Genomic DNA, 14,864 nt, shown 5'->3' on the forward strand with positions numbered 1-14,864 from the left:
TTTACCCGGAAGAACGGTCCCGAAGCTAAAAAAACGTCGCGGTGGCGCGCCGTGAGGCGTTGCGCGGTTGCAGCTTGCCGGCGTTCCGGTGGAGCGGATCGCGATAAAACCACCCTTTGCGCCTCACGGCGCGTCGCCACCCCTCACGTTTCGAGGGGAAACTATCCCAACAACTCGGGCTCATCGAGCCGCGAGACTGCGGAAGCGTGGCTGTTTGATATGTGAATCCGGAGAGCGCTACACCATCTCGCCGCGGGCATTCGCTGCCGCCGCGCGGATGCCGTCGATATTCGCCTTGTAGCTTTCCACCGTGCCGCCCTTGAACACGGCCGAGCCGGCGACGAAGGCATTGGCACCTGCTGCGGCGAGTTGCCCGGCGACTGCAGCGGACACACCGCCATCGACTTCAATGTCGATCGGACGGCCCGCGGTCATCGCGCGCAGGTCCGAGATCTTGCCGAGCGCGGACGGAATGAAGGCCTGACCGCCGAAGCCGGGATTGACCGACATCACCAGCACGAGATCGACGAGATCGAGCACATATTCGATGGCGGAGATTGGCGTGCCGGGATTGAGCGAGACGCCGGCCTTCTTGCCGAGATTGCGGATCGCCTGCAGCGAGCGATGCAGATGCGGGCCCGCCTCGGCGTGGACGGTGATGTGATCGCAGCCGGCCTTGGCGAAGGCTTCGAGATAGGGATCGCATGGTGCGATCATCAGATGCGCGTCGAAGATCTTTGTCGTATGCGGGCGCATCGCCTTGATGACGTCCGGGCCGTAGGAAATGTTCGGCACGAAATGGCCGTCCATCACGTCGAGATGCATCCAGTCGGCGCCGGCGGTATCCACGGCGCGAACCTCTTCGCCAAGCCTCGCGAAATCAGCCGCCAGAATGGACGGGGCGATCACCAGCGGGCGGGGCGTGAAGCTCTGGGACATCGAATTTTCCTGGGGTTTCCTGAACGTTTCTGACGGCGGCGAATGGACCGCCTCGCGTAACATGGGTCCGGGGGACGGGCAACGCGCCAGCCACGGCCGCGCCATCGACGCGCTGCAGCAGGATAGTCCCGGCACATTCTGCCGCAAGGGCACGATTTGCCGGGAAGCGCGCGCGGCCCATGCGACCAAGGCCGTTGTTTTATCGAACTTTTTTCGCTGGCATGGGGCTTGCTCCATGTTCCCCAGGGAATTCACGCCGCACGCTGCGGCATGATCAGGAATTTGACGATGCTGCCAGCCCTTGCTGCTGCCACCACCGCGATCGATGCGCTGCAGGCACTCACCAAGTCGAAGTCGAAGGCCGCGACCACCACGACCGGTGTCACCCAGAAGACCGCCAGCCCGTTCGACGTCGCCAGCACGACGGCGGCGAGTGCCACGCCATCGACGGCAACCTCAGCCACCAGCAGCACGAACAGTTCCTATAAGCTGGCCCCGGGCACCATGAGCACGCTGCTCGATGCCCAGAGCCAGCCCGCGACGGCAGCCTCTTCGGCGAAACGAGCCGACTCGCTGAAAAGACTGATGGGGCTGCTCGACAGCGACGGCAGCGGCGGCATCAGCAAGGCGGAGTTCGAGAAGAAGCTCGGCGCCGGCGGCACCAACACTGCCAATGCCGACAAGGTATTCGCCGAACTCGACAAGAACGGTGACGGCTCGGTCAATATCGATGAACTGAGCCCGGCGCTGAATGGCGGCAAGGCACATCACGCCGGCGGCGGCGGTATGGGCGGTGGATCTGGTAGTGGCTCTGACACTGCTGGTTCGACCACAACGACCACGGTAAATGCTGATGGCAGCACCACGACGTCTATCGCATATGCGGACGGATCGACGGTGACGTCGACCACGGCCGTCCCCACGTCGTCCACGTCATCAACCGCAAGCTCGTCCTATAACGCGATCGAAAAGATGATCGCGCGTCAGGCACAGCAGATCTCAAATGCGCAATCGACGCTGGCGATCAGCGCCTGATCTGCGTTCTGATCCCGAACGCGGCAGTTCACGATAGGTAAAACGATCGCGGACGCGGTGGTTGAAAAATGCACCGCGTGATGCGGCGCTGCTGAAGGCCGCGTGAACTTCCGGCGGCACCTGCGCATAAGCATACCGACGGCCGCTGGTGAAGGTGATGCGTAGTTCGCGACTCACCGGATCGTAAGCGAGATGTCGAATTGCACTCGACGGCATCGCAATCCTCCGAAATGTCTCCTGGATAGAAACGATTGCCGGCGCAATTGGTTGCGCAGCGATGACCTAGTTCCGGTCGCGAAATGCCGGAAGCGTGCCAGCAAACGGGAGCGCCGTCGCTTCATACACACCACGCGCGATGGCGCGGGCGATGACATTACCTGCGACCATGCCGAGCTCCGTCAAACCCACCAGCGGATCGATCGGCTTCTCGCCCGTCGCGGCCGCAAACACGATGTCGCCATCGAGCGGCGCGTGCACTGGATAGATCGCGCGCGCAAATCCGGTCTGCGCCATCATGGCGAGACGCCGTGCCTGCGCCTTGGTCAGGATCGCGTCGGTGAGGACGACGGCGAGTGTCGTGTTCTCGATCGACGTCGCGGCAGCACCGCCCTTGATACGCATTCCCAGCATCTCGGGTTTCAACTTGTTCGGCATACCGTATCCGCCGAACTCGTTGCCGACTTCGAATGGCGCCGCCCAGAAGTGTGGGCCATCGCCGATCGTGACACTCCCGACTGCATTGACTGCAGCGAGTGCGGCGACGCGCACGCCCGATGGCGTGACGGCGGAGGCCGAGCCCATGCCGCCCTTGTAGTTGACTGTCGTGGCGCCGAGCCCTGCGCCGACGCTGCCAAGCTTGAAGTCATCGCTGGCGGTCGCCGCGGCGGCATAGCCGAGATCGCGATAGGGCGGAAAGCGGCCCCAGGCCTTGTCGCCGCCATTGAGCAGGTCGAACAGGATCGCGCCTGGCACGATGGGGATGACGGCATTGCCGATCTGGTAGCCGCGGCCCTGTTCGGCGAGCCAGGCCTGCACGCCGCCGCCGGCTTCGAGCCCGAAGGCCGAGCCGCCGGCCAGCGCGAGGCCGTGGATGGCGTCCACAGTGTTCACAGGATCGAGCAGGGCGCTCTCGCGCGTGCCCGGCCCGCCGCCGCGGATGTCCACCGAGGCCACGGCCGGTGGGTCGAACAGGATGGCGGTGACGCCGGAGGCCAGTTGGGCGTCGTCCGCGTGGCCGACGCGAACGCCGGCGATATCGGTGAGCAGGTTCTTCATGGCGGTTCCCTCTTGGCCCGACCAGACCGCAGCAGGGCTGCCCGGTCAACCGATCACGCACGATCACAACAGCCGGAAGTGGCGGGCATTTGATCCATCCCGCTTGCATCCCGTCATGTCAGCGGTGCATCTAGCCGCATGATCTCCGATGTCACGATCCCCGCCGCATTGATTGCCGGCATTGTCTCATTCCTGTCGCCCTGCGTGCTGCCGCTGGTGCCGCCCTATCTCATCTATCTCACGGGCGCGACCATCGAGCATATTGCCGATGACGAGCAGGAAGCGGCCTCCAGGCGCGCGGTGATGATCTCTGCTGGCATGTTTGTGCTGGGCTTCTCCACGGTGTTCGTGGCGCTCGGTGCCAGCGCCAGCCTGGTCGGCAGCGTGATCCGCTCCTATGCGGCGGAACTGTCAATCGTTGCCGGCATCCTGATCATTCTGATGGGCCTGCATTTTCTCGGCCTCACGCGCATTGGTCTCCTGATGCGCGAGGGACGCCTGAGCATGCCGAAGCCGGTCGGCCTGTGGGGCGCCTATGTGATGGGTCTGGCTTTCGCGTTTGGCTGGACGCCGTGCATCGGACCTATCCTCGCGGCGATCCTGTCGGTGGCGGCGGCAGAAGCAACGGTGACCAAGGGCGCGGGATTGCTCGCGGTTTATTCCCTCGGCCTCGGCATCCCGTTCCTGATTGCGGCCTTCATGGTGGAGCAATTCTCCAGCATGTTCGCGCGCATGAAGAAGCATCTCGTCCATGTCGAACGCGCGATGGGCGTGCTGATGGTGATCACCGGCATCGCGTTTCTCACCGGCGCCGTCTCGAATGCCAGCATCTGGCTGCTTGAGACGTTTCCCGCGCTGCAGAATTTCGGCTAGGGGCTCTCTCTTAACCTCGCCCCGCACTTGCGTGGAGAGGTCGGCGCGCAGCGCCGGGTGAGGGGCCTCACGCTGGAGAAGACACAACCGATATCTATCGGGTTGGCAGATCAACAAAGTTAGCAACCCGCCCGGACAATATTCGATCCGATAGTCCGAGAAGGGGCAGATGCATACCATGCCCCTCACCCGGTCGGCTTCGCCGCCCGACCGCTCCCGCCTAGCACAGCTTTGCTGTGCGCGGGAGCGGGGAGAGGTTAAGGGAAGCGCTCGCGGCGTCGCCTCAGGTTCCCTTCGCGTCGATCTGGGTGTAGTTGCCCTTGGCGTCCCACTTATAGACGACGTAGTCGATCGCCTTGATGTCGCCCTTGGCGTCAAACGCCATCTTGCCGAGTACGGTGTCCCATTCGCCGGCCTTGATCACATCCATCACCTTCTTGGTGTCGGTGGAGCCGGCCTTGGCAACGGCCTGCGACCAGACCTGGAACGCTGCATAGGTGTAGAGCGTGTAGCCTTCGGGATCGATGTTCTTGGCCTTGAACTTCTCTACGATCGCCTTCGCGGTCGGCTTGTTGCGCGGGTCGGGGCCGAAGGTGAACAGCGTGCCTTCCGCGGCGGGGCCGGTGATGGAGGCGAATTCCTTGTCGTTCATGGCGTCGCCGGCCATCAGCACGGTCTTGAGGCCCTGGTCGCGCATCTGGCGCAGGATCAGACCGGCTTCCTGATGATAGCCGCCGACATAGACCAGATCGATATTGTCGCGCTTCAGGCGCGAGACGATCGAGTTAAAGTCCTTGTCGCCCTTGTTGTAGCTCTCGAACATCTTTTCGGTGAAGCCGACCTTGTTGAGCGCCTTCTTGGTCTCGTCGGCGAGACCCTTGCCGTAAGTGGTCTTGTCGTTGAGGATCGCGACGTTCTTGCCCTTGAAGTTCTTGGCAATGTAGTCGGCGGCAACGAGGCCCTGCTGGTCGTCACGGCCGCAGACGCGCAGCACATTGGCGAGCTTGCGTTCGGTGAACAGCGGGTTGGTCGACGCCGGCGTGATCTGCAGCACGTTGCCGTCGGCATAGGCTTCGGAGGCCGGGATCGACGACGACGAGCAGAAATGGCCGGCGACGAACGGCACCTTGGAGCTTGCGAACTTCTCGGCGATCGAGCGGGCCTGTTTGGGATCGCAGGCATCGTCACCAACCTGCAGCGCCAGCTTCTTGCCGAGCACGCCGCCAGCGGCATTGAGATCGGCCACAGCCTGGTCGGCGCCGTTCTTCATCTGGCGGCCGAAGGCCGATTCGCCGCCCGTCATCGGGCCGGCGACCGCGACATTGATGTCCTGTGCAAAAGCTGCGGTTGAGAGCAGCGACGCGGCAAAGGCCAGGCCGATCACATTCAATGGTTTCATGGGGATGATCCTCGCAAAGAGTTTTCGGCCACAAACGCAATCCGGCCGCCCGAACGATAGGATCATTCTCAACTTATTTTGATGCCGAGTCATCGGCAATTTTCGGCCGCAAACAGCCAGCCTGTGAGTCCGGCTGCGGCAGGTCGTCGCAAGAGCTTTCGCTGTGCGAGCCCGCGCCGGCGGATCAAAAAAGATGCCGAAGCCGCCCTGGTGTGGGCAGTCGCGTCGCGTCGGCACAGGCATCGACATCATGACGGGAGGCGAGCCGCACCTCTCGCTATCCACGGAGCGGTGCGGCCCTGCAGGCTTACTGCTTCAGTTCGGCGTAGTCGCCCTTGGCGTCCCACTTGTAGACGACGTAGTCGATGGCCTTGATGTCACCCTTGGCGTCGAAGGCCAGCTTGCCGAGCACGGTGTCCCATTCGCCGGCCTTGATCGTGTCCATCACCTTCTTCGTGTCGGTGGTGCCGGCCTTGGCAACGGCCTGCGACCAGACCTGGAACGCGGCATAGGTGTAGAGCGTGTAGCCCTCGGGATCGATGTTCTTGGCCTTGAAGCGGTCGACGATCGCCTTGGCGGTCGGCTTGTTGCGCGGGTCGGGGCCGAAGGTGAACAGCGTGCCTTCCGCAGCCGGGCCGGTGATCGAGGCAAACTCCTTGTCGTTGATAGCGTCGCCCGCCATCAGCACCGTCTTGAGGCCCTGGTCGCGCATCTGGCGCACGATGAGGCCGGCTTCCTGGTGATAGCCGCCCACGTAAACCAGATCGATATTGTCGCGCTTCAGGCGCGAGACGATAGCATTAAAATCCTTGTCGCCCTTGTTGTAGCTCTCGAACATCTTCTCGGTGACGCCGGCCTTGTTCAGCGCCTTCCTGGTCTCGTCGGCGAGGCCTTTTCCATAGGTCGTCTTGTCGTTGAGGATCGCGATATTCTTGCCCTTGTAGGTCTTGGCAATGTACTCGCCGGCGACAAAACCCTGCTGATCGTCGCGGCCGCAGACGCGCAGCACATTGGCGAGCTTGCGTTCGGTGAATAGCGGATTGGTCGAGCCCGGCGAGATCTGCAGCACATTGCCGTCGGCATAGGCTTCCGAGGCCGGGATCGACGACGATGAACAATAGTGACCGGCGACGAACGGAATGCGCGCGCTGGCGAATTTCTCCGCAATCGAGCGTGCCTGCTTGGGATCGCAGGCGTCATCGCCGACCTGTAGCGCCAGCTTCTTGTTCAGCAGACCGCCGGCGGCATTGATATCGGCGACGGCGAGTTCGGCGCCATTCTTGAACTGGCGGCCGAAGGCAGATTCGCTGCCGGTCATCGATGATGCGACGGCGACAGGAATATCCTGTGCCAGTGCAACGGATGCCAGCGCAATCGAAGCACCTGCCGTCAGGCCGATGAGTTTGATGAATTTCATAGGAAGTCCCCGTGTTCCGTTCGAATGCAGACAAACGCGACGCCGTGACGGAATCGCGAATGGCGCATCATTCTACCTTGAAAATAATGTCGATTGTTTGCATCGCTGTGCGTGTTCGATCGTCATGCGATGAAGGATATCGATCCGTCAGCCGTGCCGGCCGCCTTCGAGATAGGCGGAGCGGATTTCTGGGGCCTTCAGCAATTCCGCGCCGCTGCCCGACAGGGTGATCAACCCGTTGACCATGACGTAGCCGCGGTGGGCCAGACGCAGCGCGTGATTGGCGTTTTGCTCGACGATCAGGACCGTCAATCCGTCCTGCTTATTGAGCACGCGGATCGCGTCGAAAATCTGTTTGGCGATCAGAGGTGCGAGACCCAGCGAGGGTTCGTCGAGCAGTAGCAGGCGCGGGCGGCTCATCAGCGCGCGGCCGATCGCCAGCATCTGCTGCTCGCCGCCGGACAGCGTGCCGCCGCGCTGAGTCATGCGCTCCTTGAGGCGCGGAAACAGCGTCAGCACTTTGTCGAGGCTTTCTGCGCGTTCGGCCGGCGTGCTCTCATTGACGTCGGCGCCCATCTGCAGATTTTCTGCGACGCTCATGCGCGGGAAAATCCGGCGCCCTTCCGGTGACTGCGCGATGCGCATCCGCGCAATCTCATGAGTCGGCAGGCCAGTGATATCAATGCCGTGATACATGATCGCGCCAGCGCGCGCGCGCGGCTTGCCAAAAATCGTCATCATCAGTGTCGATTTGCCGGCGCCGTTGGCGCCGATCAGCGCAACGATCTCGCCGTGCTTGATATCGAGATCGACGCCTTTCAGCGCTTCGATCTTGCCATAGGATGCGTGAAGCCCAGTGATGGCGAGCATGGAGGCAGTGCTCACGTCTCGCCCTCCATCACCGCAATGGCTTCCTCTTCATCTGCGCCGAGATAAGCGGCGATGACTTTGGGATTGTCGCGGATTTGCTGCGGCGTGCCGCCGGCGATCTTCACGCCGTAATCGAGCACGTTGATATGGTCGGAGATTTCCATCACCACTGACATGTCGTGTTCGATCAGCAAGATCGACGTGCCGTGATCGGCGCGGATCTTCAGCAATAGCCCATTGAGTGCGGCGCTCTCGCGGGCATTGAGGCCGGCGGCGGGCTCGTCGAGGCAGAGCAGGGCCGGCTCGGTACACATTGCGCGCGCGATTTCGAGGCGACGCTGGTCGCCGTAAGGCAGGTTGCCGGCGGCATCGTCAGCGCGCTCCAGCAGGCCGATCTGATCGAGCCAGTAGCGCGCGAGATCGATCGCCGCTTTCTCGGCGGCGCGATAGCTGGGCACGCCGAACAGGCCGAGAAGAGTGAAGCCCGAAGCGCGCATCAGCGTGTTGTGCTGCGCCACCATCAGGTTTTCCAGTGCGGTCATCCCGGGAAACAGCCGGATATTCTGGAAGGTGCGCGCGACCTTGGCGATCTTCGAGATGCGGAAGTCGTTCAGCCGCTCCAGCCGCCATTCACCATCGCTGTGGCGCAGCTTGATGGTGCCGGATGTCGGCTTGTAGAAGCCGGTGATGCAATTGAAGACGGTGGTCTTGCCGGCGCCGTTGGGGCCGATCAGCGCGGTGATCTTGCCGCGCTCGGCCGAGAAACTGAGATCGTTGACGGCGACGATGCCACCGAAGCGCATCGTCAGATTTTCAACGCTGAGGATGTCGTTGATGTTCATCCGTGCCCCTCTTTGACGAGGTCGGATGAGATTGCCGTATTGCGTTCGAGAAAGACGGTGGGAGCGCGGTGGCCGATCAGGCCGCGCGGGCGCCAGATCATCAGCAGCACCATGGCGCCGCCGAACACGAGCATGCGGAATTGCTCGAGCCCACGGAACAGTTCGAAGCCGCCGATCATCGCGAGCGCCGCGAGCGCCACGCCGAGCTGCGAGCCCATGCCGCCGAGCACGACGATGGCCAGTACCAGTGCGGATTCATGGAAGGTGAAGGATTCCGGGCTGATGAAACCCTGACGGGTCGCAAAGAACGCGCCGGCGAAGCCGCCGAACATGGCGCCGGTGGCGAAGGCGGTGAGCTTCGTCGTCGTCGTATTGATGCCGAGCGCACGGCAGGCAACCTCGTCCTCGCGCAGTGCTTCCCAGGCGCGGCCGATCGGCAGGCGGCGCAGGCGGATGGTGACCCAGTTGGTGAGCAGTGCGAGGGCGAGGATCAGATAGAACAGGAAGACGATGCGGTGAGTCGGTGAGAACTCGATGTCAAGGCGGGCAGCGAGGCCGTCATCGCCGGGCGTCAGCGGAATGCCGAACATCGTGGGACGCGGAATGCCGGAGATGCCGTTGGGGCCACCGGTGAGGGTCTGCCAGTTGATGATGACGAGGCGGATGATCTCGCCGAAGGCCAGGGTAACGATCGCGAGGTAGTCGCCGCGCAGCCGCAGTACTGGAAAGCCGAGCAGCACGCCGAAGAACGCAGCGAGGATACCGGCGAGTGGCAGGCAGATCCAGAACGACAGGCCGAAATTGGTGGCCAGCAGCGCGTAGGAATAGGCGCCGACGGCATAGAAGGCGACATAGCCGAGATCGAGCAGGCCGGCGAGGCCGACAACCACATTGAGGCCCCAGCCGAGCATCACGTAAGTCAGCACGAGAATGCCGAGATCGAGGATGTAACGCTCGTCGTAGAAGATCACCGGGACGAGGAAGGTGAAGATCAACAGCGCCGGCACCAGCGCACGGCCGGCGAAGGAGAATGCCTTGGTTGCCGAAGGCGGCACCACGCGCACAGTACCCACCGGTCCCCACCAGCGGCGCAGCAGCTCCATGACGATACTGCCGCCGAACACCACGGCGACCATGGCGGCGAGATCGCCGAAGCGGGTCCACCAGGTCAGTTGCCCGTCGGAGCCGGCTTCGGTGCGGATGCCGATCATCAGCGAAAATAGCACCAGCGCGACCAGCGCGGAGATCACGGCCTTCTTCAGGATGAATGCGGCGTCCGGCCCGCGGGCAGTCTTAGCTTGTGATGCGTTTGCTGCCACTTGGATCCCGTCAGACTTTTTCGACTTCGGGACGGCCGAGCAGGCCGGTCGGCAGGAAGATCAGCACCACGATCAGAATCGAAAAGGCGGCGACATCTTTGTATTCGGTGGAGAAGTAGGCGGCCCATAATGTCTCGATCAGGCCGATCAGCAAGCCGCCGAGCATCGCGCCGGGCAGCGAGCCGATGCCGCCGAGCACGGCGGCGGTGAAGGCCTTGATGCCGGCGACGAAGCCCATGAAGAAATCCACGAGGCCGTAATAGAGCAGGTACATCATGCCCGCGACCGCAGCCAAGGCTGCGCCGATCACGAAGGTCATGGAGATGGTGCGGTCCACATCGACGCCGAGCAATGACGCCATGGTCTGGTCCTGCTCGCACGCGCGCATGTCGCGGCCGAGGCGCGTGCGCGCGACCAGCCAGGTGAACAGCGCCAGCAGCACGATGGTGGTGATGACCACGATGATCTGGATATTGGAGAGGCGCACCACAAAACCGTCGGCGCCTTCATGCAGCGTGTAGCCGCCGGTGATGATCGGCGGCACCGGCTTGACGCGGGCGCCCTGTGCGACCTGCGAGAAATTGGTCAACACGAAAGACATGCCGATCGCCGACAGCATCGGCGCGAGGCGGAAGGAGTGGCGCAGGGGACGATAGGCGATGCGCTCGATCGTCCAGCCATAGAGCGAGGTGATCGCCATCGAGACAAGCAGCACCAGCAGCAGGATTACCGGCACCGCGGTAAGGCCGATCGAGACGAGAATGAGAAAGGTGATCAGCGCGATGAAGCCGCCGATCATGAAGATATCGCCATGGGCGAAATTGATCATGCCGACGATGCCGTAGACCATCGTGTAGCCGATCGCGATCAGGCCATAGATGGAGCCGAGCACGAGACCGTTGATCAGTTGCTGGGCGAAATAATCCATGCGCTGCCGAATTCGAGTGAGGCGCCACCATGATCCGGCAGCCGGATCATTGCGTCGTTGTATCGTTTTCTAACAGCGGCCATTGGAGGCGGCAACAGGGGGCGGTGCGGCTAAAGTAGCCTGTACATGCTGTTTTTCGCGGCGATTTACCTCCCTTTATCTTGCGCCGCAGCGCACACAAATCCGCGCCTTATTTGCGGCTGTTCCGGTGTCACAGTTGCGCCGTGCAACGGCCTTGCAATTATCACGCGGGAACCGAAACGAAGATCGGGGCTGCACGTTGTCGGGCGTTGAATGGTTCAACAAAGGAGATTGAAGAATGTCCAATCAGAACCAGCAAAAGCCCGGTCAGCAGAAGCCAGGCCAGCAGAGCCAGAACCCGGGGCAGCAGGGCCAGAAGCCCGGCCAGCAGCAGGGCGGTGGCATGAAACCCGGCCATGAGCAGGACCCGGACCACCGGCAGGGCCAGAGATAGGCCGTCAGACGGACATCAATCGAGATTTCAGCGACCCATGTGGAAGGCCCCGTCGAAAGGCGGGGCTTTTCATTTGGCAAGTCGTAATCGTATTCTCCCGCCGTTATCCCGGCAATTCTCGAGTTAAGGTTACCAATTGGTTTACGTTGTCCGTCTGATTGAACGGGCGTTACGTCGGCGCAAGCGTGCGACTCTTGCGAGTCGCCGGCAGAGCGGTGGACGACGTCATGGATCAGAGCAGCGCAGACAAGACCGGAACCCATCAGGTTCGAACGCTCCAGGCTGGCACGTTTCAGACTGGTACGTTTCAGACCTGGCGGATCAGTACGTTCACCGGCGCGCTGATCGCCTGCTATTTCATCCCGACCTGGACGATCTTCGCGTTCCGCATCATGGTCTCGCCGATCCAAGGCTTCTATGAGCGCCCCAATATTTCACTGGCGCTGTTTCTCAGCGACTACATGCAATTTTCCAGCATGGGCACGGTGCGCTATGCGTGGCTGCTCGCCGTCGGCAAGCTGACGGTGGTCGCTTTCTTCACGGTATTCCTGGTGTTCATCACACGGCCGAAAATCCGCAAGACGGGCGGCTGCGACGAGGCGTTGATGATGGCGCTTGGCATCGGCGGCACGATTTCGTTCGCCAGCATGATCATGGCATCGAAGGTCGGCGAGATCGTCGCCATGCGGCTGCACATCACAGAATTGCTGCTGCTGCTGGGCACCGCGGTGTTGATGGCGATCGAGCCGCCATTACGCCGCGTCGCGGCGCAAGAGCTTGACCCCGGTCAGCCGGGCAAGGCAGCTAACGACGCGGAGCTTTTACAGAAGGTTGCCTAAATAAAAGGTCGCCTAAATGGCCAGCCCGAGCTCTTTGATGATCGCGCCGGCTTCCTTGGTGGCGTGATTGGCCGCCGGGACGCCGCAATAGATCGCCTGCTGCAACAGGATTTCCTTGATGTCGTCAGGTGTGAAGCCGCCTTCGGTGAGAGCGGCGCGCACATGCATGCGAAATTCGTCCCACTGGCCGAGCGCCAGCATGGTGCCGATCACCAATACGCGGCGCGTGCGGTCGTCGAAATGCGGTCGCGTCCAGATCTCGCCCCAGGCGTAGCGGCTGATCAGGTCGAGAAAATCAGCATTGAATGCGTTCTTGCCGGCGGCCGATTTGTCGACCCAGGCATTGCCGAGAACCTTACGGCGTTTTGCGGTGCCTTCGGCGGCGCGCTGTTGCTCGTCCATCTTAGGTCTCCGTTCAGCGCTGCGTCAGGAAGCCAACGACGGCGTCAGTGAAGGCGTAGGGCTGTTCGACGTTCGAGATGTGTGCGGCGTCCAAGAGCGTCATGCTGGCGCCGGGGATGTTGCTGCGGATCAGTTCGCCAGCCGCAACCGGTGTTGCGTTGTCCTGACGGCCGGCGATCACCAGCGTTGGGCTCTTGATCTTGGGCAGCAGCGCGCGCTGATCGAGCGTGCTCAGCGCCTCGCAGGCAGCAAGATAGCCTTCGACCGGTGAGGCGATCAGCATCGCCTTCATCTTCGCGGTGGTCTCGGGCTCGCGCTCGCGGAAGTCGGTGGTGAGCCAGCCGCCGATGACGGCATCGGCCACAGCGGCGAGGCCACCCTCACGCACCGCCTTGATGCGGTTGTGCCAGTTTGTCGGATCCGGATAGTAGCAGCTGGTGTTGGCCAGGATGATCTTGTTGAAACGCTCAGGCGCGTTGGCGCCGAGCCATTGGCCGATCATGCCGCCCATAGAAAGGCCGCACCAGTGCACCTTGTCGATATTGAGATCGTCGAGGATGGCCAGCACGTCCTTGCCATAGCGCTCCATCGAGGTCGGGCCGTTCATGCTGGACTTGCCGTGGCCGCGCCGATCGTAGCGGATCACACGAAACAGCTTTGTCAGCGCCGGCATCTGCGGCTCCCACATCGCCATGGTGCAGCCGAGCGAATTCGACATCATCAGCGTTGGCCCGCTGTCGCGGCCCTCCACGGAGACATTCAGCAGGCAGCCGTCGGCGTCGATCATGGGCATGGTGTGTCTCCCGAGTTTCTTCTTAACTGAGTGAGGCGAGCTGGCGGTCGATCAGGGCTTGCGAGACGCCCTGATAGTCCATCGGCTCGAACAGTTTGGCGATCGCGGCAGCGCTAAGTTGCACGCTGACCTTGGGATCGGCCGTGAGCACATCGCGCAGATGTTTCTTCTCGGCGACGGCGCGCTTGGTGGCGGCTTCGACCAGATGATGGGCGTCGCTCTTGCCGAGCTTTTCGGCGAGCGCAAAGGTCACGGCTTCGGCCATGATGAGGCCGTGCGTCGTATCGAGGTTCTGCAGCATCCGCTCGGCATTGATCTCGAGCCCTTCGGCAATATCGACGATGGCGGCAAGAGCGCCCGATGTCACCAGCAGCAATGTCGGCAGCGTCGGCCATTCCGCGTGCCACGGTCCTGCGCTGCGTTCGTGATCCTGGATCTGAGCGGCAAAGATCGTTGCAGCGAGATTCGGCGCCATAGTCGCGGCGCCAAGCGCGGAGGCCGACGCCACGGGATTGCGCTTGTGCGGCATTGTCGAGGAGCCGCCTCGGCCTTCGCCGGACGGCTCGAACGCTTCGCCGACATCCGTCTGCATCATCAGCGAGACGTCACGGGCGATCTTGCCGCAACTGCCGGACAGGATCGCCAACACGGAAGCCACTTCGGCGATCCGGTCGCGATGGGTGTGCCACGGCGCATCGGGCAACGGCAGCTGCAATTCCTTGGCGAGTTGCTCTGCAACGACGAGGCCCTTGTCGCCGAGCGCAGCCAGCGTGCCGGCGGCGCCGCCGAATTGCAGTGCGAGGCCTTCGGCGCGCAATCGCTTCAGCCGCAAGCGCGAACGATGCAGCGCCGAAGCATATTCGGCGAGCTTCAGCCCGAATGGCATCGGCAGCGCGTGCTGCAACCAGGTGCGGGCGACCACGGCGGTGTTGCGGTGCTTGATCGCCAAGGCTGCGAAGCCGGCGATGGCGCGATCGAGATCCGCGAGCAGAGCGTCAATGGCGGCGCGCAGGCCGAGCATGGTTGCGCTGTCGATGACGTCCTGACTGGTGGCGCCCCAATGCACGTAGCGCGCAGCCTCGGCATCGGCCTTCGCCACTTTGGCGGTGAGCGTCTTGACCAGCGGGATGGCGAGATTGCCGGAACGCGTCGCTGCATCGGCCAGGGCAGCCAGATCGAACTGGTCAGCTTTGCAGGCGGCCTCGATGGCCGTCACGGCGCTGGCGGGAATCACCCCGACTGCGGCCTCGGCCCGCGCCAGCGCGGCTTCGAAGTCCAGCATATGCTGCAAATGGGCGGTATCATCGCAAACCGCACGCATCGCGGGGCTCGACAACAAGGGTGCCAGCAGAGGGGACAGGGATGTGCTCATCTGTGCGGGACCTAACCATTCCGGCGAGAGTCTGCCAATCCCCCGCAATCTTCTTGCCGCGGTGGCCTGTTGCACTGCGAATAGGC

The 14,864-nt window shown here is 62.7% G+C and carries 17 protein-coding genes; 5 read left to right on the plus strand and 12 right to left on the minus strand.

The genetic code is table 11. From position 1 onward, the window contains the following. Positions 1–237: 237 nt before the first annotated feature. Positions 238–939 carry a ribulose-phosphate 3-epimerase gene (rpe, locus tag AB8A38_RS29260; RefSeq protein WP_439088385.1) on the minus strand — a complete coding sequence of 234 codons (702 nt, stop codon included), beginning with the start codon at positions 937–939 and terminating at the stop codon, positions 238–240. On the opposite strand from rpe, the gene AB8A38_RS29265 reads away from it, so the two are divergent. Then, positions 923–1,213 carry a hypothetical protein gene (locus AB8A38_RS29265; protein WP_439088386.1) on the plus strand — a complete coding sequence of 97 codons (291 nt, stop codon included), beginning with the start codon at positions 923–925 and terminating at the stop codon, positions 1,211–1,213. The genes rpe and AB8A38_RS29265 overlap by 17 nt on opposite strands. Positions 1,214–1,227: 14 nt before the next feature. Then, entirely contained in the window at positions 1,228–1,974 is a 747-nt protein-coding gene (locus AB8A38_RS29270; RefSeq protein ID WP_439088387.1) for an EF-hand domain-containing protein, read from the plus strand. On the opposite strand, the gene AB8A38_RS29275 is transcribed toward AB8A38_RS29270, so the two are convergent. Continuing rightward, the gene (locus AB8A38_RS29275; RefSeq protein ID WP_315842894.1) at positions 1,939–2,190 is read right to left on the minus strand and encodes a KTSC domain-containing protein; all 252 of its coding nucleotides are present in this window, start codon (positions 2,188–2,190) and stop codon (positions 1,939–1,941) included. The two genes, AB8A38_RS29270 and AB8A38_RS29275, sit on opposite strands and share 36 nt — an antisense overlap. A 66-nt stretch (positions 2,191–2,256) precedes the next feature. After that, positions 2,257–3,249, minus strand: coding sequence for a P1 family peptidase (locus AB8A38_RS29280; RefSeq protein ID WP_439088388.1), 993 nt, complete (start codon positions 3,247–3,249; stop codon positions 2,257–2,259). Positions 3,250–3,387: 138 nt separating this feature from the next. On the opposite strand from AB8A38_RS29280, the gene AB8A38_RS29285 reads away from it, so the two are divergent. Beyond that, positions 3,388–4,122 (plus strand): cytochrome c biogenesis CcdA family protein, encoded by a 735-nt coding sequence (locus AB8A38_RS29285; RefSeq protein ID WP_439088389.1) that lies wholly within the window; start codon positions 3,388–3,390, stop codon positions 4,120–4,122. 283 nt (positions 4,123–4,405) lie between these two features. Here the strand turns inward: AB8A38_RS29285 and AB8A38_RS29290 are convergent, their stop codons facing one another. The 6 genes from AB8A38_RS29290 to AB8A38_RS29315 form a co-directional block, all read right to left on the minus strand. Beyond that, positions 4,406–5,521 carry a branched-chain amino acid ABC transporter substrate-binding protein gene (locus tag AB8A38_RS29290; protein WP_439088390.1) on the minus strand — a complete coding sequence of 372 codons (1,116 nt, stop codon included), beginning with the start codon at positions 5,519–5,521 and terminating at the stop codon, positions 4,406–4,408. A gap of 307 nt (positions 5,522–5,828) precedes the next feature. After that, positions 5,829–6,938, minus strand: coding sequence for a branched-chain amino acid ABC transporter substrate-binding protein (locus AB8A38_RS29295; protein WP_439088391.1), 1,110 nt, complete (start codon positions 6,936–6,938; stop codon positions 5,829–5,831). Positions 6,939–7,085: 147 nt separating this feature from the next. Beyond that, positions 7,086–7,808, minus strand: a complete 723-nt coding sequence (locus AB8A38_RS29300) for an ABC transporter ATP-binding protein (RefSeq protein WP_439088629.1) — start codon at positions 7,806–7,808, stop codon at positions 7,086–7,088. An 11-nt stretch (positions 7,809–7,819) separates the two neighbouring features. Beyond that, positions 7,820–8,650 (minus strand): ABC transporter ATP-binding protein, encoded by an 831-nt coding sequence (locus AB8A38_RS29305; protein WP_439088392.1) that lies wholly within the window; start codon positions 8,648–8,650, stop codon positions 7,820–7,822. Next, a complete protein-coding gene (gene livM / locus AB8A38_RS29310) occupies positions 8,647–9,969 on the minus strand; it encodes a high-affinity branched-chain amino acid ABC transporter permease LivM (RefSeq protein ID WP_315842885.1) in 1,323 nt (440 codons plus the stop codon). Before livM ends, AB8A38_RS29305 begins: the two co-directional genes overlap by 4 nt. 10 nt (positions 9,970–9,979) lie before the next feature. Then, positions 9,980–10,897 carry an ABC transporter permease subunit gene (locus AB8A38_RS29315; RefSeq protein WP_092146777.1) on the minus strand — a complete coding sequence of 306 codons (918 nt, stop codon included), beginning with the start codon at positions 10,895–10,897 and terminating at the stop codon, positions 9,980–9,982. Positions 10,898–11,216: 319 nt separating this feature from the next. Here AB8A38_RS29315 and AB8A38_RS29320 point away from each other — a divergent pair, with 319 nt between their 5' ends. Together AB8A38_RS29320 and AB8A38_RS29325 are read left to right on the plus strand one after the other, a co-directional pair. After that, positions 11,217–11,372 (plus strand): hypothetical protein, encoded by a 156-nt coding sequence (locus AB8A38_RS29320; RefSeq protein ID WP_175500451.1) that lies wholly within the window; start codon positions 11,217–11,219, stop codon positions 11,370–11,372. A 227-nt stretch (positions 11,373–11,599) separates the two neighbouring features. Next, positions 11,600–12,211, plus strand: coding sequence for a hypothetical protein (locus AB8A38_RS29325; RefSeq protein WP_439088393.1), 612 nt, complete (start codon positions 11,600–11,602; stop codon positions 12,209–12,211). A gap of 12 nt (positions 12,212–12,223) precedes the next feature. On the opposite strand, the gene AB8A38_RS29330 is transcribed toward AB8A38_RS29325, so the two are convergent. Genes AB8A38_RS29330 through AB8A38_RS29340 form a run of 3 tightly spaced genes read right to left on the minus strand, consistent with a single transcriptional unit; the run spans position 12,224 to position 14,778 of the window. Next, positions 12,224–12,613, minus strand: coding sequence for a carboxymuconolactone decarboxylase family protein (locus AB8A38_RS29330; protein ID WP_120292724.1), 390 nt, complete (start codon positions 12,611–12,613; stop codon positions 12,224–12,226). Between the two features lie 13 nt (positions 12,614–12,626). Further along, complete coding sequence (gene pcaD / locus AB8A38_RS29335) at positions 12,627–13,406, minus strand: 3-oxoadipate enol-lactonase (RefSeq protein ID WP_439088394.1); 780 nt, start codon at positions 13,404–13,406, stop codon at positions 12,627–12,629. A 22-nt stretch (positions 13,407–13,428) separates the two neighbouring features. Next, positions 13,429–14,778 carry a 3-carboxy-cis,cis-muconate cycloisomerase gene (locus AB8A38_RS29340; protein WP_439088395.1) on the minus strand — a complete coding sequence of 450 codons (1,350 nt, stop codon included), beginning with the start codon at positions 14,776–14,778 and terminating at the stop codon, positions 13,429–13,431. Positions 14,779–14,864: the final 86 nt, after the last annotated feature.

The organism is Tardiphaga sp. 839_C3_N1_4 (genome assembly GCF_051811045.1).
Taxonomy (GTDB): domain Bacteria; phylum Pseudomonadota; class Alphaproteobacteria; order Rhizobiales; family Xanthobacteraceae; genus Tardiphaga.